The 20474-nt window shown below is 65.4% G+C and carries 20 protein-coding genes; 15 read left to right on the top strand and 5 right to left on the bottom strand.

Annotation, left to right across the window (positions count from 1 at the left end; translation table 11 throughout):
* Positions 1–122 precede the first annotated feature (122 nt).
* The 12 genes from urtB (at position 123) to CEJ42_RS13725 (ending at position 10564) form a co-directional block, all read left to right on the top strand.
* Positions 123–1739 carry an urea ABC transporter permease subunit UrtB gene (urtB, locus tag CEJ42_RS13780; RefSeq protein WP_088751466.1) on the top strand — a complete coding sequence of 539 codons (1617 nt, stop codon included), beginning with the start codon at positions 123–125 and terminating at the stop codon, positions 1737–1739.
* The gene (urtC, locus tag CEJ42_RS13775) at positions 1736–2869 is read left to right on the top strand and encodes an urea ABC transporter permease subunit UrtC (RefSeq protein ID WP_079217518.1); all 1134 of its coding nucleotides are present in this window, start codon (positions 1736–1738) and stop codon (positions 2867–2869) included. Before urtB ends, urtC begins: the two co-directional genes overlap by 4 nt.
* Before the next feature lie 5 nt (positions 2870–2874).
* Complete coding sequence (gene urtD, locus CEJ42_RS13770; RefSeq protein ID WP_420809801.1) at positions 2875–3735, top strand: urea ABC transporter ATP-binding protein UrtD; 861 nt, start codon at positions 2875–2877, stop codon at positions 3733–3735.
* Between the two features lie 4 nt (positions 3736–3739).
* Complete coding sequence (gene urtE / locus CEJ42_RS13765) at positions 3740–4438, top strand: urea ABC transporter ATP-binding subunit UrtE (protein WP_088751465.1); 699 nt, start codon at positions 3740–3742, stop codon at positions 4436–4438.
* A 188-nt stretch (positions 4439–4626) separates the two neighbouring features.
* Complete coding sequence (locus CEJ42_RS13760; protein ID WP_088751464.1) at positions 4627–5517, top strand: urease accessory protein UreD; 891 nt, start codon at positions 4627–4629, stop codon at positions 5515–5517.
* Positions 5518–5590: 73 nt separating this feature from the next.
* A complete protein-coding gene (locus tag CEJ42_RS13755; protein ID WP_088751463.1) occupies positions 5591–5893 on the top strand; it encodes an urease subunit gamma in 303 nt (100 codons plus the stop codon).
* A gap of 22 nt (positions 5894–5915) precedes the next feature.
* Complete coding sequence (locus CEJ42_RS13750; RefSeq protein WP_088751462.1) at positions 5916–6254, top strand: urease subunit beta; 339 nt, start codon at positions 5916–5918, stop codon at positions 6252–6254.
* A gap of 1 nt (position 6255) precedes the next feature.
* On the top strand, positions 6256–7956 hold the full coding sequence (gene ureC / locus CEJ42_RS13745; protein WP_088751461.1) for an urease subunit alpha: 1701 nt from the start codon (positions 6256–6258) through the stop codon (positions 7954–7956).
* Positions 7957–7973: 17 nt separating this feature from the next.
* On the top strand, positions 7974–8504 hold the full coding sequence (gene ureE / locus CEJ42_RS13740; protein WP_079217511.1) for an urease accessory protein UreE: 531 nt from the start codon (positions 7974–7976) through the stop codon (positions 8502–8504).
* 4 nt (positions 8505–8508) lie between these two features.
* Positions 8509–9189 (top strand): urease accessory protein UreF, encoded by a 681-nt coding sequence (locus CEJ42_RS13735; RefSeq protein WP_079217510.1) that lies wholly within the window; start codon positions 8509–8511, stop codon positions 9187–9189.
* A 68-nt stretch (positions 9190–9257) separates the two neighbouring features.
* A complete protein-coding gene (gene ureG, locus CEJ42_RS13730; protein ID WP_079217509.1) occupies positions 9258–9890 on the top strand; it encodes an urease accessory protein UreG in 633 nt (210 codons plus the stop codon).
* A 62-nt stretch (positions 9891–9952) separates the two neighbouring features.
* Positions 9953–10564: a HupE/UreJ family protein gene (locus CEJ42_RS13725; RefSeq protein ID WP_088751460.1), complete on the top strand. Its 612-nt coding sequence runs from the start codon at positions 9953–9955 to the stop codon at positions 10562–10564.
* On the opposite strand, the gene glpD is transcribed toward CEJ42_RS13725, so the two are convergent.
* The 5 genes from glpD to phnD form a co-directional block, all read right to left on the bottom strand.
* Positions 10546–12129 carry a glycerol-3-phosphate dehydrogenase gene (gene glpD, locus CEJ42_RS13720; protein WP_088751459.1) on the bottom strand — a complete coding sequence of 528 codons (1584 nt, stop codon included), beginning with the start codon at positions 12127–12129 and terminating at the stop codon, positions 10546–10548. The two genes, CEJ42_RS13725 and glpD, sit on opposite strands and share 19 nt — an antisense overlap.
* Before the next feature lie 12 nt (positions 12130–12141).
* Positions 12142–12975, bottom strand: a complete 834-nt coding sequence (phnE, locus tag CEJ42_RS13715; protein ID WP_079217506.1) for a phosphonate ABC transporter, permease protein PhnE — start codon at positions 12973–12975, stop codon at positions 12142–12144.
* A complete protein-coding gene (gene phnE / locus CEJ42_RS13710; protein WP_079217505.1) occupies positions 12968–13765 on the bottom strand; it encodes a phosphonate ABC transporter, permease protein PhnE in 798 nt (265 codons plus the stop codon). The genes phnE (CEJ42_RS13715) and phnE (CEJ42_RS13710) overlap by 8 nt, the downstream gene beginning before the upstream one ends.
* Positions 13762–14532: a phosphonate ABC transporter ATP-binding protein gene (gene phnC / locus CEJ42_RS13705; protein WP_088751458.1), complete on the bottom strand. Its 771-nt coding sequence runs from the start codon at positions 14530–14532 to the stop codon at positions 13762–13764. The genes phnE (CEJ42_RS13710) and phnC overlap by 4 nt, the downstream gene beginning before the upstream one ends.
* A gap of 158 nt (positions 14533–14690) precedes the next feature.
* Positions 14691–15680, bottom strand: a complete 990-nt coding sequence (phnD, locus tag CEJ42_RS13700) for a phosphate/phosphite/phosphonate ABC transporter substrate-binding protein (RefSeq protein WP_079217503.1) — start codon at positions 15678–15680, stop codon at positions 14691–14693.
* 269 nt (positions 15681–15949) lie between these two features.
* Between phnD and CEJ42_RS13695 the strand changes: the two genes are divergently transcribed.
* The 3 genes from CEJ42_RS13695 to CEJ42_RS13685 all read left to right on the top strand — a co-directional run bounded on the left by CEJ42_RS13695 (position 15950) and on the right by CEJ42_RS13685 (position 19298).
* Positions 15950–16633 (top strand): response regulator transcription factor, encoded by a 684-nt coding sequence (locus CEJ42_RS13695; protein WP_079217502.1) that lies wholly within the window; start codon positions 15950–15952, stop codon positions 16631–16633.
* 3 nt (positions 16634–16636) lie between these two features.
* The gene (locus tag CEJ42_RS13690) at positions 16637–18046 is read left to right on the top strand and encodes a sensor histidine kinase (RefSeq protein WP_088751457.1); all 1410 of its coding nucleotides are present in this window, start codon (positions 16637–16639) and stop codon (positions 18044–18046) included.
* 103 nt (positions 18047–18149) lie between these two features.
* On the top strand, positions 18150–19298 hold the full coding sequence (locus tag CEJ42_RS13685) for a J domain-containing protein (RefSeq protein ID WP_088751456.1): 1149 nt from the start codon (positions 18150–18152) through the stop codon (positions 19296–19298).
* The last annotated feature ends 1176 nt before the right edge of the window (positions 19299–20474 follow it).

Below are 20474 nucleotides of genomic sequence, written 5' to 3'. Positions count from 1 at the left end.
GCGTATCGAAGACGCGCCGCCAGGCCCCCGGCAACACCCACCACGACCCGACAGCCGCGTCCCGATCCGTCCGCCGTCCGGCATTTGCCCGACGCGACCCGGGCGCCTGGGAACACCCAAAAATGAAAACAGCCATCAAGCTTTTACGCGCCTCGCTCGCGATGTGGCTCTGCGCGCACGCGTTCGCCGCCAGCGCAGCCATCGATCCGGCACTGCTCAAGCCGCTTGGCGGAGACGACCCTGACGCGCGCATCGAAGCCGTCAGCAAGATTGCGGCGCTGGCCAACGACGACGCCGTCAAGATCCTCAACGCATTGACCAGCGACGCGCTGTACGCCACGCCGGCCGGCGACGTGCTCATCGTCGACGACGCCGGCAATGCCTACAACCCGGCCACCGGCCAGAGCGGCCCGGCTCCCGACGACGCCGAAGGCGTGACCGTCAACAACCGCCTGCGCGGCGCGGTGGAAGGCGCGATGTCGGGCCTGAAGCTGTTGTCCCAGGATCGCAACGTGCGCGTCGCCGCCGCGGCCGACCTGCTCAAGAACGCCGACCCGGCGCAACTGCCGCTGATCGAAAAGGCGCTGACCAAGGAAAGCGATCCCCAGATCAAGGAAATCCTGCAGCAGGTGCAGGCCACCGCCAACCTGCACGCCGCCGACCCGGCCGCGCGCCACGCGGCGGTGAAGACCCTGGGCGACACCACCAATGCATCGCTCAAACCGGTGCTGGAACAGATGCTGGCCAAGAACCCCGACGGCAGCTACGTCGAGCCTGACGAAGGCGTGCGGGTGGAAGCCGTGCGCACGCTGTCGGCGCTGGAGCGCCACCTGTCCATCGTCGACTTCGCCGGCAAGCTGTTCTACGGTGTCTCGCTGGGCAGCGTGCTGCTGCTGGCGGCGCTGGGCCTGGCCATCACCTTCGGCCTGATGGGCATCATCAACATGGCGCACGGCGAGCTGCTGATGATCGGCGCCTACACCACCTACGTCTGCCAGCTGGTGTTCCGCAAGTTCTTCCCGGGCGCAATCGACGCCTACCTCGTCGTCGCGCTGCCGGCCGCCTTCATCGTCGCCGCCGCCGTGGGCATCGCGCTGGAGCGCCTGGTGATCCGCTGGCTCTATGGCCGGCCGCTGGAGACGCTACTGTGCACCTGGGGCATCAGCCTGATGCTGATGCAATGCGTGCGCTCCATCTTCGGCGCACAGAACGTCGAAGTGGCCAACCCCAGCTGGATGTCGGGCGGCGTGACCGTGCTGGGCTCGCTGGTGCTCTCCTACAACCGCATCGTGATCGTGTTCTTCGCGCTGTTCGTGGTGTTCGCGGTGTGGCTGATCCTGAACAAGACCCGCCTGGGCCTGTTCGTGCGCGCCGTCACCCAGAACCGCCGCATGGCCGACTGCGTGGGCGTGTCCACCGGCAAGATCGACATGATGACCTTTGGTCTGGGCTGCGGCATCGCAGGCCTTGGCGGCGTGGCGCTCTCGCAGCTGGGCAACGTCGGCCCCGACCTCGGCCAGGGCTACATCGTCGACTCCTTCATGGTGGTGGTGCTGGGCGGCGTAGGCCAGCTGGCGGGCACCGTGATCGCCGCCTTCGGCCTGGGCGAAGTCAACAAGTTCCTGGAGCCGATGGCCGGCGCGGTGCTGGCCAAGATCGCCATCCTGGTGTTCATCATCGTCTTCATCCAGAAGCGTCCGCAAGGCCTCTTCGCACTCAAGGGAAGGAGCGTGGAATGAACACCATGATCATGCGACCCTCGCTGTTTTCCAAACCGGCCTGGACCGGCATCGTGGTCTGCACGGTGTTGCTGGCGCTGCTGCCGATCTGCAACCTGGTCTTCCCGGAGGGCAGCGCGCTGCATATCTCCAGCTATACCGTCGCGCTGGTGGGCAAGTTCATGTGCTACGCCATGGCGGCGCTGGCGCTGGACCTGGTGTGGGGCTATACCGGCATCCTGTCGCTGGGCCACGGCGTGTTCTTCGCGCTGGGCGGCTATGCGCACGGCATGTACCTGATGCGCGCCATCGGCCGCGACGGCGTGTACCAGAGCGACCTGCCGGACTTCATGGTGTTCCTGAACTGGAAGGCCTATCCGTGGTACTGGTGGATGACCGAGCACTTCTGGTTCGCCATGCTGCTGGTGGTGCTGGTGCCGGGGGCGCTGGCCTTCGTGTTCGGCTACTTCGCGTTCCGCTCGCGCATCAAGGGGGTGTACTTCTCCATCATCACGCAGGCGATGACCTTCGCGTTCATGCTGCTGTTCTTCCGCAACGACACCGGCTTCGGCGGCAACAACGGCTTCACCGACTTCAAGCGCATCCTCGGCTTCAACATCACCGCGCCCGGCACCAAGGCGGCGCTCTACCTGGTGACGCTGGCGCTGCTGTTCGGCGCGCTGTTCGTGTGCCGCATGATCGTCACCTCCAAGCTCGGCCGCGTGCTGCAGGGCGTGCGCGACTCCGAGTCGCGCCTGATGTTCATCGGCTACAACCCGCTGTGGTTCAAGCTCTTCGTGTGGACGCTGTCGGCCGTGATCTGCGGCATCGCCGGCGCCCTCTACGTGCCGCAGGTGGGCATCATCAATCCGTCCGAGATGTCGCCGGGCAACTCCATCGAGATGGTGATCTGGGCGGCGGTCGGCGGTCGCGGCACCCTGCTGGGACCGATCATCGGCGCCTTCACCGTCAATGGCCTCAAGAGCTGGTTCACCGCGGCCTTCCCCGATCTCTGGCTGTACGCGCTGGGCCTGATCTTCATCCTGGTCACGCTGTTCATGCCGCAGGGCATCCTGGGGCTGGTCCACAAACTGAAGAAACGCGATGCCGCTCCCGCAGCGGGCGAAACGGCATCCAAGGAGGCGGCATGAGCGACATGGAAACCGGCAGGGCGCCGGTGGGCATCGGCGGACTGGGCGGCAACGTCGACACGCCGCACGCCGACCACGGCGCATCCTACGAGCGCATCAAGCCCGAAGGCGTGGACACCACGCACGGCGCCATTCTCTACCTGGAAAACATCACGGTCTCGTTCGACGGCTTCAAGGCCATCAACAACCTGAACCTGGACATCTCGGTGGGCGAGCTGCGCTGCATCATCGGCCCCAACGGCGCCGGCAAGACCACCATGATGGACGTGATCACCGGCAAGACGCGACCGACCGCCGGCACCGCCTTCTTCGGCCAGACCATCGACCTGACCAAGATGACCGAGTACGAGATCGCGCACGCCGGCATCGGCCGCAAGTTCCAGCGCCCGACCGTGTTCGAGCAGCACACCGTGTTCGAGAACCTGGAACTGGCGATGAAGATGGACAAGCGCGTCAAGACCACGCTGTTTGCGCGCCTGTCGTCGGAGCAGATCGGCAAGATCGAGGAGATCCTCAAACTGATCCGCCTCCACGGCCAGGAAAACCGCATGGCCGGCCTGCTCTCGCACGGCCAGAAGCAATGGCTGGAGATCGGCATGCTGCTGATGCAGGAGCCGCAGCTGCTGCTGCTGGACGAACCGGTGGCCGGCATGTCCGACGCCGAGACCGCGCGCACCGCCGAGCTGTTGAACGAGCTGCGCGGCAAGCATTCGATCATGGTGGTGGAGCACGACATGGGTTTCGTCGAGGAGATCGCGCAAGGCGGCAAGGTCACGGTGCTGCACGAAGGCTCGGTGCTGGCCGAAGGCAACATGCAGCAAGTGCAATCCAACGAGCGCGTGATCGAAGTCTACCTGGGGCGATAACACCATGCTGCAAGTCAACCAACTGAACCAGTACTACGGCGCCGCGCACACGCTGCGCGGCGTGTCGCTCGATGTCCAGAAGGGCAAGTGCCTGTCGCTCCTGGGCCGCAACGGCGTGGGCAAGACCACGCTGCTGAAGTGCCTGATGGGCGTGCTGCCGGTGGCCAAGGGCAACGTCATGTTCGAAGGCCACGACATCACCAAGCTCAAGCCGCACCAGCGCGCCAGGCTGGGCATCGCCTACGTGCCGCAGGGCCGCGAGATCTTCGCGCGCCTGACGGTGGAAGAGAACATGCTCATGGGCATGGCCACCATGTCGGGCCGCAAGGCGTCGAGCATCAAGGGCGAGGTCTACGAGCTGTTCCCGGTCCTGAAGGAAATGCTGCATCGTCGCGGCGGCGACCTCTCTGGCGGCCAGCAGCAGCAGCTGGCGATCGCGCGCGCGTTGCTGGCCGAGCCCAAGCTGATCATCCTGGACGAACCGACCGAAGGCATCCAGCCATCCATCATCAAGGACATCGGCCGCGTCATCAGCCTGCTGCGCCAGCGCGGCGACATCGGCATCCTGCTGTGCGAGCAGTACTTCGACTTCGCGCGCGAGCTGGCCGACACCTTCGTGGTCATGTCGCGCGGCGAGGTGGTGGCCGCCGGCACCCAGGACCAGATGGACGGCGACGACGTCAAGAAGCACCTGGCGGTCTGAGCCGGCGCCGCAGCTCGCTCCCCCCCGGGCCAGGCGCGCCCTGTTGACGGACTTTCAACGGCCGCTCGCCGCAGAGCATGCGCTTTTGCGGCGGGTCTGCTATAAAGTCGCTGGATCGGCGACAGGCACGGCAGCCGATGCGCGAGGCCATCCGCAGGCGAGCCATTCCAACGAGACAAGAACAAGGTATGAAAAGAATCACCGGCCATTCCGATCCCGCCAGCGCCCCGGCCGCCGCGCCGCGCGCCGAGCAGCGGCACGCGCCGGACCATGCCCGGCTGGCGCTGGGATTCGCCGACGACGCCGGCACCACGCGCCTGGTGCGGCGCCAGCATTTCGGCCCGCTGCGGGTGCAAAAACCGCTCTATCCCGAACATCCGTCGGTCTGCCACGCCATCATCGTGCACCCGCCCGGCGGCATCGTCGGCGGCGACCAGCTGGCCATCACGGCCGAGGTCGGCGCCGGCGCGCACGCGCTGCTGACCACGCCGGGCGCCGGCAAGTGGTACCGCGCCAACGGCGGCCACTCGCGCCAGTCCGTGAGCTTGCGCGCCGAGGCCGGCGCCACGCTGGAATGGCTGCCGCAGGAAACCATCTTCTTCGACGCCGCCGACGTGCGCATGGAGCACGAGGTCGAACTGGCCGCCGACGCCGCCTATATCGGCGCCGAAATCCTGTGCTTCGGCCGCACCGCCTCGGGCGAGCGCTTCAACAGCGGCGCGGTGGCGCAACGCACCTCGATCCGCCGCGGCGGCAAGCTGGTCTGGTTCGAGCAGGGCCGGCTGCAAGCCGCCGCCATGCACAGCCCGCTGGCGCTGGACGGCCAGACCGTATGCGGCACGCTGATCGCCGTGGGCGACGGCCTGGACAATGCGCTGCTGGGCACGCTGCGCGACGCCGTCGGCGCGCTGGGCCTGGAAGGCCGCAGCGGCGCCACGCTGATGAAGCAAGTGCTGGTGGCGCGCTACATGGGCCACTCCAGCCTGGCGGCGCGGCACTGGCTGCACACCGCCTGGGGCGTGCTGCGCCCGGCGGCGGCGAAACGAACGGCAGCGATCCCGCGCATCTGGAATACCTGAGCTGCCTGAACCGACACAAACGACTGCACGACATCCGTAGAACCTGAAGGCCGCACGCCGGCCAGGAGCCAACATGGAACTGACACCGAGGGAAAAAGACAAGCTGCTGATCTTCACCGCCGCGCTGCTGGCCGAGCGCCGCCGCGCGCGCGGCCTGAAGCTCAACTATCCGGAGGCGGTGGCGCTGATCACCGCCGCCATCATGGAAGGGGCGCGCGACGGCAAGACCGTGGCCGAGCTGATGTCCAAGGGCACCACCATCCTCACCCGCGCCGACGTCATGGAAGGCGTGCCGGAGATGATCCCCGACATCCAGGTCGAAGCCACCTTCCCGGACGGCAGCAAGCTGGTCACCGTCCACCATCCGATTCCCTGAAGTCCAGATACAGGAGCACGCCATGATCCCAGGAGAGATGCTGGTCGAACCCGGCGACATCGAACTCAATGTCGGCCGCGCCACCGCCACCGTCACGGTCGCCAACAGCGGCGACCGCCCGATCCAGGTCGGTTCGCACTTTCATTTCTATGAAACCAACCCGGCCCTGAAATTCGAACGCCAGGCCGCCTACGGCATGCGCCTGAACATCGCCGCCGGCACCGCGGTGCGTTTCGAGCCGGGCCAGGAGCGCACGGTGGAGCTGGTGGCGCTGGCCGGGGACCGTCGCGTCTACGGCTTCAACGCGCTGGTGATGGGCAAGCTGAAAGCGCAGGACAAACTGAGCGGAAAGGGCCAGTGAGATGAGCAAGATTTCCCGTTCGGCCTATGCCGAGATGTTCGGCCCCACCACCGGCGACCGCGTTCGACTGGCCGATACCGAGCTCTTCATCGAAGTCGAGAAGGACTACACGATCTACGGCGAGGAAGTGAAATTCGGCGGCGGCAAAGTGATCCGCGACGGCATGGGCCAGTCGCAGCGCGCGCATGCCGACGTCATGGATACCGTGATCACCAACGCGCTGATCATCGACCACTGGGGCATCGTCAAGGCCGACATCGGCATCAAGAGCGGCAAGATCGCCGGCATCGGCAAGGCCGGCAATCCCGACATCCAGCCGGGCGTGACCATGGCCATTGGCGGCGGCACCGAGATCATCGCCGGCGAAGGCATGATCGTCACCGCCGGCGGCATCGACAGCCACATCCACTTCATCTGCCCGCAGCAGATCGAGGAGGCGCTGATGAGCGGCGTGACCACCATGATCGGCGGCGGCACGGGTCCTGCGGTCGGCACCGCGGCCACCACCTGCACGCCGGGTCCGTGGCACATCCATTCGATGCTGGCCGCGGCCGACGCCTTCCCGATGAACCTGGGCTTCCTCGGCAAGGGCAACGTCAGCCTGCCGCTGCCGCTGGAAGAGCAGATCCGCGCCGGCGCCATCGGCCTGAAGCTGCACGAGGACTGGGGCTCGACCCCGGCCGCCATCGACAACTGCCTGACGGTGGCCGACCGCATGGACATCCAGGTGGCGATCCACACCGACACCCTGAACGAAGGCGGCTTCCTGGAACACACGCTGGCCGCGTTCAAGGACCGCACCATCCACACCTTCCACACCGAAGGCGCCGGCGGCGGCCACGCGCCCGACATCATCGCGGCGGTGGGCGAAGGCAATGTGCTGCCCTCCTCCACCAACCCGACGCGCCCGTTCACCGTCAACACGCTGGACGAACACCTCGACATGCTGATGGTGTGCCACCACCTGGACCCGGCGATCGCCGAAGACATCGCCTTCGCCGAATCGCGCATCCGCCGCGAGACGATCGCCGCCGAAGACATCCTGCACGACATCGGCGCGATCTCGATGATGTCGTCCGACTCGCAGGCCATGGGCCGCGTGGGCGAGGTGATCATGCGCACCTGGCAGACCGCGCACAAGATGAAGGTGCAGCGCGGCTCGCTGAAAGAAGACTCCTCGCGCAACGACAACTTCCGCATCAAGCGCTACATCGCCAAGTACACCATCAACCCGGCCATCACCCACGGCATCTCGCACGTGGTGGGTTCGCTGGAGATCGGCAAGATCGCCGACATCGTGCTGTGGAAGCCGGCCTTCTTCGGCGCCAAGCCGTCGATGATCCTCAAGAGCGGCATGATCGCCGCAGCGCAGATGGGCGACCCCAACGCCTCCATCCCGACGCCGCAGCCGGTGCACTACCGCATGATGTTCGGCGCCTACGGCGGCGGGCTGAAGACCTCGATGACCTTCGTCTCGCAGGCCGCCTTCGACGCCGGCATCGGCGAGCAGCTCAAGCTCAACAAGCCGGTGGTGGCGGTGAAGAACATGCGCAACCTGAGAAAGCGCGACATGATCCACAACGGCGCCACGCCGAAGATGGAAGTCGATTCCGAAACCTATGAAGTGCGCGCCGACGGCGAACTGCTGGTGTGCGAACCGGCCAAGTCGCTGCCGCTGGCGCAACGCTATTTCCTGTTCTGATTCATCCACGAAGACACATGCTCACACTCAACACCAAGGTCGAACAGGCCGACAAGATCGACGGCGAACTCGTGCTGCCGTATGACCAGCGCGAGAAGAGCCGCCTGCGCGCCACCCTGACGTCGGGCGAAGACGTGGCGGTGTTCACGCTGCGCGGCACGGTGCTGCGCGACGGCGACCTGCTGCGCGGCGACGACGGCCGCGTGGTGAAGATCACCGCCGCCGCCGAAGCCACCTACCGGGTCGACGCCGCCGATGCGCACCTGCTGCTGCGCTGCGCCTTCCACCTGGGCAACCGCCACACGCAGGCGCACATCGGCCATGCCGGCGGCGCCGGCTTCCTGCGTATCCGCAAGGACCCGGTGCTCAAGGAAATGCTGGAAGGCCTGGGTGCGCGCGTGTCCGAAGAACAGGCCGCCTTCGAGCCGGAAGCCGGCGCCTACGGCGGCGGTCATCACCATCACGGCGACGACCACCATCACAATCCGCTGGCGCCGATCCCGCTGCGCCAGAAGATCCATCGCCCCAGCGATCCGAAGGAGTCGTAAGCGCATGCAAGCCGCCGCCCTGCTCCACCTGCTGCAGCTGTCCAGCCCGTCGCTGCCGATCGGCGCGTACAGCTATTCGCAGGGCCTGGAGGCCGCCATCGAGAACGGCAGCGTGGCCAGCGAAGCGGCCGCGCGCGCGTGGATCGCCAACGCCCTGCATGAAGTGGTGGCGCGCTTCGAGGCGCCGATCTTCGCGCGCCTGGTGGACGCGTTCACCGGGCGCGACGCCGCCGCGGTGGCGCTGTGGACCGAGCGCTTCGTGGCCGCGCGCGACACCTCGGAGTTTCGCGCCGAGACCATCCAGATGGGTTACTCGCTGGGCCGGCTTGCCGCCGACCTGAAGCTGGCCGACGACGCGCTGCTGGCGATCCTGCAGGCGCAGCCGGAAGTGCCGCTGCCCACCGCGCTGGCCTTCGCCACGGTGGCGCTGCAGGTGCCGCGCGACGAGGCGGTGCTGGGCATGATGTTTTCCTGGGCCGAGAACCAGGTGCTGGCGTGCGTGAAGACGGTGCCGCTGGGCCAGGTCGCCGGCCAGCGCATGCTGCTGTCGCTGCGCCCCGAGCTGGAACGCGCGGCGGCCACCGCGCTGGCGCTACCGGACGACGAGCTGTCGAACTGGTCGCCCGGGCTGTCGCTGCTGTCGATGCAGCATGAGGTGCAGTACAGCCGCATCTATCGCTCCTGAGCCCGCCCGCCGTCCCGCAGACTGACGAGAACCTGGAACCAAACTTAACTGACATCGAGAGACAGAACATGAGCAATGCAAACCCCAATCCGCTGCGCGTAGGCATCGGCGGCCCGGTCGGCTCCGGCAAGACGGCGCTGTGCGAAATGTTGTGCAAGAAGATGCGCGACCATTACGACATGGCCGTCATCACCAACGACATCTACACCAAGGAAGACATGGAGATCCTGCTGCGCGCCGACGCGCTGCCGGCCGAGCGCCTGATGGGCGTGGAGACCGGCGGCTGCCCGCACACGGCGATCCGCGAAGATGCCTCGATCAACCTGGAGGCGATCGCGCGCATGAGCGCCGACTTCCCCGACCTCGACCTGATCCTGGTGGAGTCCGGCGGCGACAACCTGGCGGCGACCTTCAGCCCGGAGCTGTCGGACCTGACCATCTACGTGATCGACGTGGCCGGCGGCGAGAAGATCCCGCGCAAGGGCGGCCCCGGCATCACCCGCTCGGACCTGCTGATCATCAACAAGACCGATCTGGCGCCCTACGTCGGCGCAAATCTGGATATCATGGCGGCCGATGCCAAGCGCATGCGCGGCGACCGTCCTTTCGTCTTCACCAACCTGCGCAGCGGCGACGGTGTGGAGAAGGTGATCGAGTACATCCGCAAGCAGGGCCTGCTGGACGAAAAACCGAAGCATTGAGCGGCGCGCCGTTGCAGCGGACGCCACCCACCGACATTCCCAGATTTCCAAAGGAGAAAAACATGTTCGCAATTTCCACCAAGACCCGCGCACGCATCGGCGTGCTGGCCGTGGCGGCGCTGGCCGCCGGTTCGGCTTTCGCCCACCCCGGCCATCCCGGCTCGCACATGGACGCTTCGGCCAGCTTCATGAGCGGCTTCGCGCATCCGTTCTCGGGCATCGATCACCTGCTGGCGATGCTGGCCGTGGGCCTGTGGGCGGCGCAGAACAAGCAGCGCGCCCTGTGGGTGCTGCCGCTGGCGTTCCCGCTGATGATGGTGGTGGGTGCGTTGATGGCCATCGGCGGCCTGAGCGTGCCGGCCGTTGAGACCGGCATTGCCGCCTCGGTGGCGGTGATGGGCCTGCTGATCGCCTTCGCGGTGCGCATGCCGCTGTGGGCCAGCGCGTCGGTGGTGTCGCTGTTTGCGCTGTTCCACGGCTACGCGCACGGCGCGGAACTGCCGCACGGCTCCTCGGCCGCGCTGTACGGCGCCGGCTTTATCCTGGCCACCGCCATCCTGCATGCGACCGGCCTGATCGTGGGCATGGTGGCCGGCCAGAAGATGGCCGACCGCGTGGTGCGCATCGGCGGCGTGGGCATCGCCGCCGTGGGCACTTACCTGCTGGCCGCCTGAAGCTCGGGCTGGTCTGAGCGCTGGCCGCCGCGCGCGGCCAGCCATGCATCCAGCACGGCCTCGCTGCCCTTGGGGAAATGCAGGCCGAGCTTGGAGCGGCGCCACAGGATGTCGGCGGCGCAGGTTGCCCACTCATGGCGCAACAGGTAGTCCACCTCGGAGGCGTACAGCCCGGCGAGGATTTCCTCTCCCATGTCTTCCACGTTGTTCTTTCCTTTCAGCAGCGCATGCGCGCGGCTGCCGTAGGCGCGCGCGTAGCGATGCAAGAGTTGCGGCGCGAGCCAGGCGTATTGCTGCTGCAGTCCATGCACGAAGCTGTCGAATTCCCGCACCGAGCGGTTCTGCGGCGTCGGTGCGAACAGGTCGCCGCCGGGCATGCAGGCGTTGGCCGTCCACGCGCCGCGGCTGTTGCCCAGCGCCGGCGCGATCAGGTCCACCGCCTCTTCGGCCAGCTTGCGGAAGGTGGTGATCTTGCCGCCGAACACCGACAGCAGCGGCGCGCCCTCGGTGTTGAGGTCGAGCTGGTAGTCGCGCGTGACGGCCGAGGCGTCGGCGGCCGCGTCTTCCAGCAGCGGACGCACGCCGGCGTACGACCACACCACGTCGGCCGGTGCGATGGGCTTGCTGAAATAGCGGTTGCAGAGCGTGCAGAGATAATCGATCTCGTCCTGCGAGATGGCGACGCTGTCGGTGGCGCCCTTGTATTCGACGTCGGTGGTGCCGATCAGCGTGAAGTCGCGCTCATAGGGAATGGCGAACACGATGCGGCCGTCGGCGTTCTGGAAGATGTAGGCGTGGTCGTGATCGAACAACTTCTTCACCACGATGTGGCTGCCCTTGACCAGGCGCACCGATTTGCTGGAACGCACATGGGCCGACTCGCCCAGGAACTGCGCCACCCACGGGCCGGCGGCGTTGACCACGCAGCGCGCGCGCACCTGCAGCGCGTAACCGTCCTGGCGACGCAAGGTGGCGTTCCAGCGATCGCCCTGGCGGCCGAGCGACTCGCAGCGGGTGCGGGTGTGGATCTGCGCGCCCTTCTCGGCGGCATCCATCGCGTTCAACACCACCAGGCGGGCGTCGTCGACCCAGCCGTCGGAGTAGACGAAGCCGCGCGTGAAATCGGCCTTGAGCGGCGCGCCCGAGGGATGGCGGCGCAAGTCCAGGCCGCGCGAACCGGGCAACAGCTCGCGCCGCGCCAGGTGGTCGTACAGGAACATGCCCAGGCGGATCAGCCAGGCCGGGCGCTGTCCACGGTCGTGCGGCATGACGAAGCGCAGCGGCCACATGATGTGCGGCGCGCTGCGCAGCAGCACCTCGCGCTCGATCAGCGCCTTGCGCACCAGGCCGAACTCGTAGTGCTCGAGGTAGCGCAGGCCGCCGTGGATCAGCTTGGACGAGGATGACGAGGTGTGCGCGGCCAGGTCGTGCTGTTCGCACAGCACCACCGACAGGCCGCGGCCGGCCGCGTCGCGCGCGATGCCGGCGCCGTTGATGCCGCCGCCGACCACCAGGACGTCGCATTCCAGCGGGAAGGACACCGATTGCTTGCTATGTGCTTGCATGCCGTATGCCCTTTACAGGACGCGCTTGCGGATCTGCGTCACCACCACCTCGGTGACGATCACGATGGCGAAGATGGAGACCAGCACGGTGGCCACGCGCGGCCACTGGAACAGGTTCAGCGCGGTGTCGAGCACCATGCCCACGCCGCCGGCGCCGACGATGCCCAGCACCGCCGATTCGCGCACGTTGATGTCCCAGCGCAGCAGCACGATGGACATGAAGGCGGGCTTCAACTGCGGCCAGTAGCCGTACCAGATCTCGGAGAACTTGCTCGCGCCCGAGGCTTGCAGCGCCTCGATCGGGCCGCGCGGCATCTGCTCGATGGTTTCGCCGGCCATCTTGCCGACGAAACCGATGGAGCGGAAGGCGATGGCCAGCGTGCCGGCCAGCGGGCCGGGTCCGAAGATGGCCAGGAACAACAGCGCCCACACCAGCGAGTTCACCGAGCGGCTGGCCACCAGCACGATGCGGGCGAACAGGTTCAGGCCGCGATGGCGCGTCAGGTTGGGCGCCACCAAGAGGCCGAACGGGATCGCCAGCACGATGGACAGCAGCGTGCCCAGGGTGGCGATGTGCAGGGTTTCGATCAGGCCGGCCTTCACATCGCTGCCGAAGTAGGCCCAATCGATCGGCCACATGCGGCCGAGCATGTCGCTCATCTGTTCCGGCGCGTCGTAGAGGAACTCGGGGATGATCTCGATGTAGCGCAGCGACTGCACCACCGCCAGCGCGATGACCAGCCAGACGGTGAAGCGCAGCACGCGCTGCAGCGGCGTGTGGCGCTGCCATTCGCGCTCGGCCGGATTGCCCATGGCCTGCGGGTTGCGGAGTGCGGTATCAGACATTGAAGACCTTCTTGACCGAGTTCGCCAGCAGTTCGCCGACGACGATGATGGTGATGATGGTGACCAGGATGGTGAACACGAAGTCGTAGTCGAAGCGCTGGAAGGCGGAGAACAGCACGCCGCCCACGCCGCCGGCGCCGACGATGCCGACCATGGTCGAGTTGCGCAGGTTGGAGTCGAGCTGGTAGGTGGAGAAGCCGACGAAGCGCGACAGCACCTGCGGCAACACGCCGAACAGGATCACGTTCATGAACGAGGCGCCGGTGGCGCGGATGGCTTCGACCTGCTTGATCGAGATCTCTTCGATGGCTTCGGCAAACAGCTTGCCGATGAAGCCGATCGAGGCGACGATCAGCGCCAGCACGCCGGCCAGGGCGCCGAAGCCGACCGCCTTGACGAACAGGATGGCGACGATCACCGGGTGCAGCGAGCGGCACACCGAGACCAGCGCGCGCGCGGGCCAGGAGATCCAGGCCGGCATCAGGTTGCGCGCGCCCATCAAGCCGATGGGCAGCGAGAACAGGATGCCGAACAGCGAGGCCAGCACGGCGATCTGCAGGGTTTCCTTGATGCCGTCCCACAGGATGTCGCCCTTGCTGACGTCAGGCGGGAACATGCGGCCGAGGAACCGGGCGCCGTTGCCCAGGCCGGAGGAGAAGCGCTCCCACGAGAAGCCCAGCTGGGTGGCGGCGTAGACCGCGTACAGCAGGATCAGCCAGATCGCGAGGCGGGTGGCCAGCTGCGGTTTGAACGCCAGGCTCACGCGAGGGGTGTTGGTGGTCGCGTTCATGCCAGCCAGTCCTCGCCGCCGTAGATCTGCTTCAAGAAATCGTCGGACAGGTTTTCGGCATTGCCGTCATACACCACGTGGCCGCCGGACATGCCGATGATGCGGTCGGCGTAGCGCTTGGCCAGTTCGACGTCGTGGATGTTGACGATCACGGGGATCTTCTGCGCGCGGCCCTGTTCCTTGAGCAGCGAGATGATCTCGAAGGAAGTCTTCGGGTCCAGCGAGGAAGTCGGTTCATCGGCCAGCAGCAGGCGCGGACGTTGCATCAGCGCGCGCGCGATGCCAACGCGCTGGCGCTGGCCGCCCGACAGCGCGTCGGCGCGCTGGTTGGCGAAGTTGCCCAGGCCCACCGTCTCCAGCAGTTCGAAAGCGTGGGCGATGTCTTCCTTGGCGAAGTTGCGGCGCCATGCGGTCCAGGCGTTGACGTAGCCCAGGCGGCCGCACAGCAGGTTTTCCATCACCGACAGGCGTTCCACCAGGTTGTACTCCTGGAACACCATGCCGATGTGACGGCGGCTTTCGCGCAGGGCGCGGCCGCGCAGCTCGGCCAGGTTCACACGACGGCCTTCGCTCTCGAACCAGATGGCGCCGCGGCTGGGATCGACCAGGCGGTTGATGCAGCGGATCAGGGTCGACTTGCCGGTGCCCGAGGGGCCGATGATGGCGACCAGGCCGGCGTCGCCGATCTTCAGGTCGATGCCTTTGAGGATGGGGTGGCCGGGCTTGTATTCCTTGACCAGGCCCTGGATTTCGATGGCGTGTGACATGGGCGGAGCTTTCTATCTGTGTTCGCGACGCGGCTGCGGGATGCAGTCGGCCGCGGCCCGGGATCGCTCCCGGGCCGGTGTTGCGTCAATCGGTGTGTTGCGTTTGCTGTGGAGCCCGCGCCGTGGCGGGCGCGGGCGGGGGACGCAAAGGCGGCGGCTTACTTCTTGCCGGCGTTCTGCTTGTCGTAGGCGGCGCGGTTGAAGGACTCGCCGGCGGAGTGGGCGACGAAGCGCACCATCTCGAAGTCCTTCTTGTAGTTGATCGGGTAGAAGCGGTCGGCGCCGGCGAAGGCCTTCTTCAGCTCATCGGTGAAGCGGTAGTCGTAGAAGCATTGCAGCATCTTGTCGCGGAACTTGGGCTCCAGGTCGTGCGCATAGGCGAAGTCCTGGGTCGGGAATTTCTCGCTGCGCCAGATCACGCGGAAGTTCTCGGCCTTGATCACGCCGCGCTCGACCATGCGGTCGAACACGTCGGAGGCGATCGCGGCGGCGTCGTAGTCGCCCGAGTTCACGCCCAGGATGGACTGGTCATGCTTGCCGGAGAAGATGACCTTGTAGTCCTTGTCCGGAGTCACGCCCAGCTTGGGGAACAGGGCCATCGGCGCCATGTGGCCGGAGTTCGACGAGGGCGCGGTGTGGGCGACCTTCTTGCCCTTCAAGTCGGTCATCTTCTGGATGGGGCTGTCCTTGCGCACGATCACGTTCAGCGTGTAACCCTGGTAACCCTTGGCGTCGCCGATGACGGCGAAGGGCACGGCGCCGGCGATGTTCACGGCGAAGTTGGTCGGGCCGGGAGAGAAGCCGCCGACGTGCAGGCGGCCGGAGCGCATGGCTTCGATTTCAGCGGCGTTGGACTGCACCTGGAAGAACACCACCTTCTTGGCGGTGCATTGCGACAGGTAGTCGGTGAAGGGCTTGAAGATCTTGTCGTAGACCGCCGGGTCTTCCACCGGGGTGAAGGTGAACACCAGGGTGTTGGGGGTCTTCAGCTTCTTGGGATCGGTCGGGGTGTCGGCCGTCAGGTCGTTGTTGGCGTCGCAATACTGCTGGTCGAGGTCGCCGCGGTTGGGGCAGGTGTCCTGCGCGAAGGCGATCGCCGGAATGGCGAGCGCCAGGGCGAGCAGGGTCTTGATCAGACGCTGGGTCATGCTGTCTCCTGGAGATGGTTTGTAATCATGATCCGACCGCAGCAAGGCTGGCGTGCCGGAGGATTGGCGGGAGTGTAGGCGAGCGCCGGGGCTTTTGCCACCGCGCGGGGGGCGAAAGCGACAGTTTCCTTGCAGCCGCCTTTCCGGCGGCTTTCAATCTGCTTTCAAGCGCGGCCGTGGTGTCCAAGTGACGGACGTTTCCGGGGCTCGCGCGGCGCGCGGTTTGGCGGTATAAAGGCGGCTTGGCAACGATAACGACACCGGAGAACATGCATATCCTGCTGGTAGAGGACGACATCGACATGTCGCGCGCCTTGCTGAGGGCACTGGAACGCCGCGGCTTCCAGGTCACGCATTGCGCCGACGGCATCAGCGCGCTGTCGCACATCAAGGATGGCATCGGCGACCTGGTGGTGCTGGACCTGAACATTCCGGGCCTGGATGGCCTGCACCTGCTGCAGCGCATCCGCTCGCAGGAGATCGATACCCCGGTGATCGTGCTGACCGCGCGCGGCGCGGTGGGCGACCGCGTGGTCGGCCTGAACGCCGGCGCCGACGATTACCTGGCCAAGCCGTTCGACCTGGACGAGCTGGACGCGCGCATCCGCGCGCTGCTGCGACGCCGGACCAATGCCGACGACGGCACGCAGCGCTGCGGCCGGCTGCGCTTCGACCGCGGCTCGGGCGCCTTCTATTGCGACGACGCCGCGCTGGAGCTCACCCCGCGCGAACATACGCTGCTCAAGGCGCTGATCGCCAAGCCCGGCCACGCGGTGACCAAGGAGCGGCTGTTCCGGCTGGTGTTCCCGATGGAAGACAACACCCAGATCGAGGCCATCGAGGTGGTGGTGCACCGGGTGCGCAAGAAGCTGATGGACACCGGCGCCGAGATCATGACCCTGCGCGGCCTGGGATATCTGCTGCGCGCCCGCCAGGGCGGCGGCGAAGGCTGAGCGATGGCGCATCCGTTTTCGCGCCGGCGCTCGGTGCGCACCTATCTGCTGGCGTGGATCATCTCGCCGATCGCGCTGTTCATCGTCATCGATTCCTTTTCCTTGTACCGCAACACGCTGGAGTCGGTGAACACCGCCTACGACCGCATGCTGATCGCGTCGGTGCATTCCATCGGCGACCTGTTGCGCATCGAGAACGGCGAGCTCAAGGCTTCGCTGCCGTATGCAGCGCTGGAAATCTACGAGGCGGATTATTCCAGCCGCATGATCTACCGCATCAACGATCTCGACGGCGCGTTCTTCGACGGCGACGAGGACTTGCCCGCCTACCGCGGCAAGGCCGACAAGGAGGCGATCTATCCGTCGCTGGCGCACATCTATGAAGACACCTACAACGGCGTGCCGGTGCGGGTGGCGGCGCTGTTCCAGCCGGTGGTGACCAACGGCCCGCACGGCGCGGCGCTGGTGCAGGTGGCCGAGACGATGGAAAACCGCAGCGCGCTGGCGCGCAAGATCTTCTGGGAAACATTGATCCGGCAGGCGGCCTTGCTGGTGGTGATCGTGTCGGTGACCTTGTACGTAGTCTCGCGCGCGCTGCAGCCGGTCGATGCCTTGCGGCGCCAGCTGGACGAACGTCCCGCCGACGATCTCTCGCCGGTCGCGCCACCGATGGCGCCCAGGGAATTGCAACCCTTCATCAATGCGCTCAACCAGCTGATGTCGCGCTTGCGGAGATTGCTCGATCACCAGCAGCGCTTCGTGGCCAATGCCTCTCACCAGCTGCGCACGCCGCTGGCGGTGCTGAAGACGCAATTGCAATCCGGACTGCGCGGAGATGCGCCGCCGCAGGTGATCCTGGGCGAGATGTCCGACACCGTGGAGCGCGCCACCAATCTGGCCAACCAGCTGCTGTCGCTGGCCAAGGTGGAACAGCTGCGCGGACGCGGCGCGCAGGAGGTGTGCGACCTGAGCATGCTGGCGCGCGAGACCGCCGTGGATCTGTCGCCGCTGATTGCCGAGAAGAACCTGGACTTCGAACTGGATGCGCAGAAGGCCTTCGTGATGGGCCATCCGTGGATGGTGAGCGAGCTGATCTCCAACCTGCTCCACAACGCCATCCGGCATACGGCCGAAGGCGGCAAGCTGGGCGTGCGCATCCGCGGCACGGACGGACAGGCCGAACTGCTGGTATGGGACAGCGGGCCGGGCATTGCCGCCGATGCGATGGATAACGTCTTCAAGGCGTTCTCGTCCGGCGGTTCTTCGTCGGGCGGGCTGGGACTGACCATCTGCGGCGAGATCGTCGATTCGATGAATGCCTCCATCCGCCTGCGCAACCGCTTCGATGGCGATGGCGTGCATTGCATCGGGCTGGATGCGGCCGTGGCTTTCCGCGCTGTGCCCGGTTCCTGACGCGTTGATGGCGGCGGGCCGGCCGCCGGATTTCACCGGCGCCCGCCGGGTGGCAGGTGGTCCTTGCTACACTGTGTCCCGATCGTCATTTTCAGTCCTGCTCATGTCCGTTTCTCCCACTTCCACCATCGTGCTCGGCGCATCGGGCTCATCCGATGCGCAACTCTCCAGGGAGCAGCAAACCTTCAACACGCTGGTCGGCCAGATCGGCCAGCGGCGTGAAGTATTGCTGGCATGGGAACGCGTCGTGCCCGACTTCCAGCAGGCCTTTTCGGGACAGCTGTTGCCGCTGCGCGAGGCCGCGGATGCGCTGTCACGCCGCCTGATCCTGGCGCTTGATGCGCAGTTCGACAATGCGGCGCTCTCTTCCGCGGATCGACGCACGGTGTCTTCGCTGGTTGCGTCCCTGGCAGGCGAACGGGGAGATTTGTCGGACGACGAGGCGCTGAAAACGGCATTCAATCGGCACAGCGCATCGGACTACGACGAAGACGCCGCCGAGGAAGTAGCGACCATGAAGGCCGAGCTGGAGGAGCTGCTTGGACAGTCCTTGGGCCGGGATGAAGACTTCCGCTCGACCGGGGAATTGTTGCGCCACGCCAGGCGCCTGTGGACAAATCAACAGATGCAGGAAGCGGCGCGCAAAGAGGCGCGGGCCGAACGGCGCGCCGAGCGGGCGAAGGCGAAGAAGCCCGCCGCCTCATTGCAGCGGCGCGAGGCCCTGCAGGCGGAGCTGAACCAGTCCCTGCGCGAGATCTACAGGAAGCTCGCCAGCGCCCTGCACCCCGATCGCGAACAGGATCCGGAGTTGAAGCTGCGCAAGACGGCGATGTTGCAGGCGGTGAACCAGGCGTATGACAAACAGGATCTGCTGCATTTGCTGGAGGTGCAGATCGAGTTGCAGCAACTGGATCGCAATGGCCTGAACGACCTTGGCGATGATCGCCTTCGTCACTACAACAAGCTGCTGAGAGAACAGTTGGAGGAACTGGAACAGGAGGTGGCCCAGGCGGAAGGGCAGTTTGCAAACGGCTACGGCATCCGGCCGCTGCAGAGGCTGACGCCGGAGACGGCGCTTGCGCTGCTCAGGCAGGAGATCGCCAGGCAGGCCGGCAACAATTCCGCCATCGAGTTCGATCTGGCGCAGCTTGGGAATATCAAGTTGTTCAAGCAGTGGCTGAAGGAGAAGAAGCGCAGGATGAAAGACGCCGGGCGTGAGCGGTGGGAGCTTGACGCGGGGTCTGCTTACTGAGTTTGGTTGGGTGTTGCAGTGTTGGTATTCTTCAGCCGCTTGTCGATGAGAAGGCTTGTGTGCTCTGATTTTTGAGAGCCTGTGGATAAGAAGATTTTTGTTCTGTTTGGACGTCAGCAGATTGAGCTGTGTATATCTTCGATTTGACGTTGGTTGGGTGTGTGGCTGACTCTACGGACATATCGGCAAATCAAGTATCGATGTACGACGGGATAGATGGGCAGATAGGTAGAAAGATAGAAGCTGAGGATGTATCTGAGAGCCGGCGCTTGCGCCGGCTCTTTGTTTTTGTTCTTTGGTCTTTTCTCGCTTTATGCCGTCGTTGCTTCTCCGTGGATCGCATTCAGGCACCTGACTGCAAATACGCTATTGCCACCGGTCGGTAGGTAGCCCTGTTGGCACCGATCTGCTGCTGGCAGCCTGTGCATAAAACAACGTCAGGAGATGCGGGCGTTGGGCTGTGCATAAATCACTCCCATTGAATTGCAAATTCGAGCTGTGCATAAAAGAACGCTGCCGAGGAGTCGTGCATTGGGTTTTAGCGCCGGCGTTGATCAGGCTAGATTGCCGAGCATTGCTGCGACGCTCTCAGGAGCAAATACCTAATACGAGCAGACGAGGTCGCACTTTCGTGTAAAAACAGGCGAGCCACCGGCCTGTTTTTGTCCAGTGGATAAGTTTTCTTTGGCGTGGACTGGGACACCCTGGCCTTGAGTCACCGACGACGCTATTTAGCAGAGTACCGCAGCGATTGAATTGCTTAAATACTGAGCATCCAGCGCTAAGAAACTGTTCACAAGTGGGCTCTTTTCACTGTGGATAAAAGAAGAGCCGCGAGCAGAGAACTAGAGACGATGAGATTCGCTTAAATATTAAGCAGCTGAATGTGCCTGGCGCGTCGATGCGACGGTGTGAGGTACGGAATTTCCTTGGAATCGGAAGAGAAACCGAGGAGAACAGAAGAGAAATGGGGGGAAGGTTCGAAGAAGCGCCGACTAAAAAAGGGGCTTAACGGCTAATACCTGATCGTACGGCGTGGAATTTCAGGTTCAAGTTAGCGCCGAGAATCCGGCGAGGCCCCCCAACCGCGCAGCGAGGCGTATGGGCAGGTTTGTTGGAAGTGATCGCGCAAAGCAAAAAGCCCTCGTTACTGAGTAACGAGGGCTATTGCGTATA

Source organism: Herbaspirillum robiniae, assembly GCF_002213415.1.
Taxonomy (GTDB): Bacteria; Pseudomonadota; Gammaproteobacteria; order Burkholderiales; family Burkholderiaceae_D; genus Herbaspirillum; species Herbaspirillum robiniae.
This window is presented reverse-complemented; position numbering and strand designations above follow the sequence as displayed.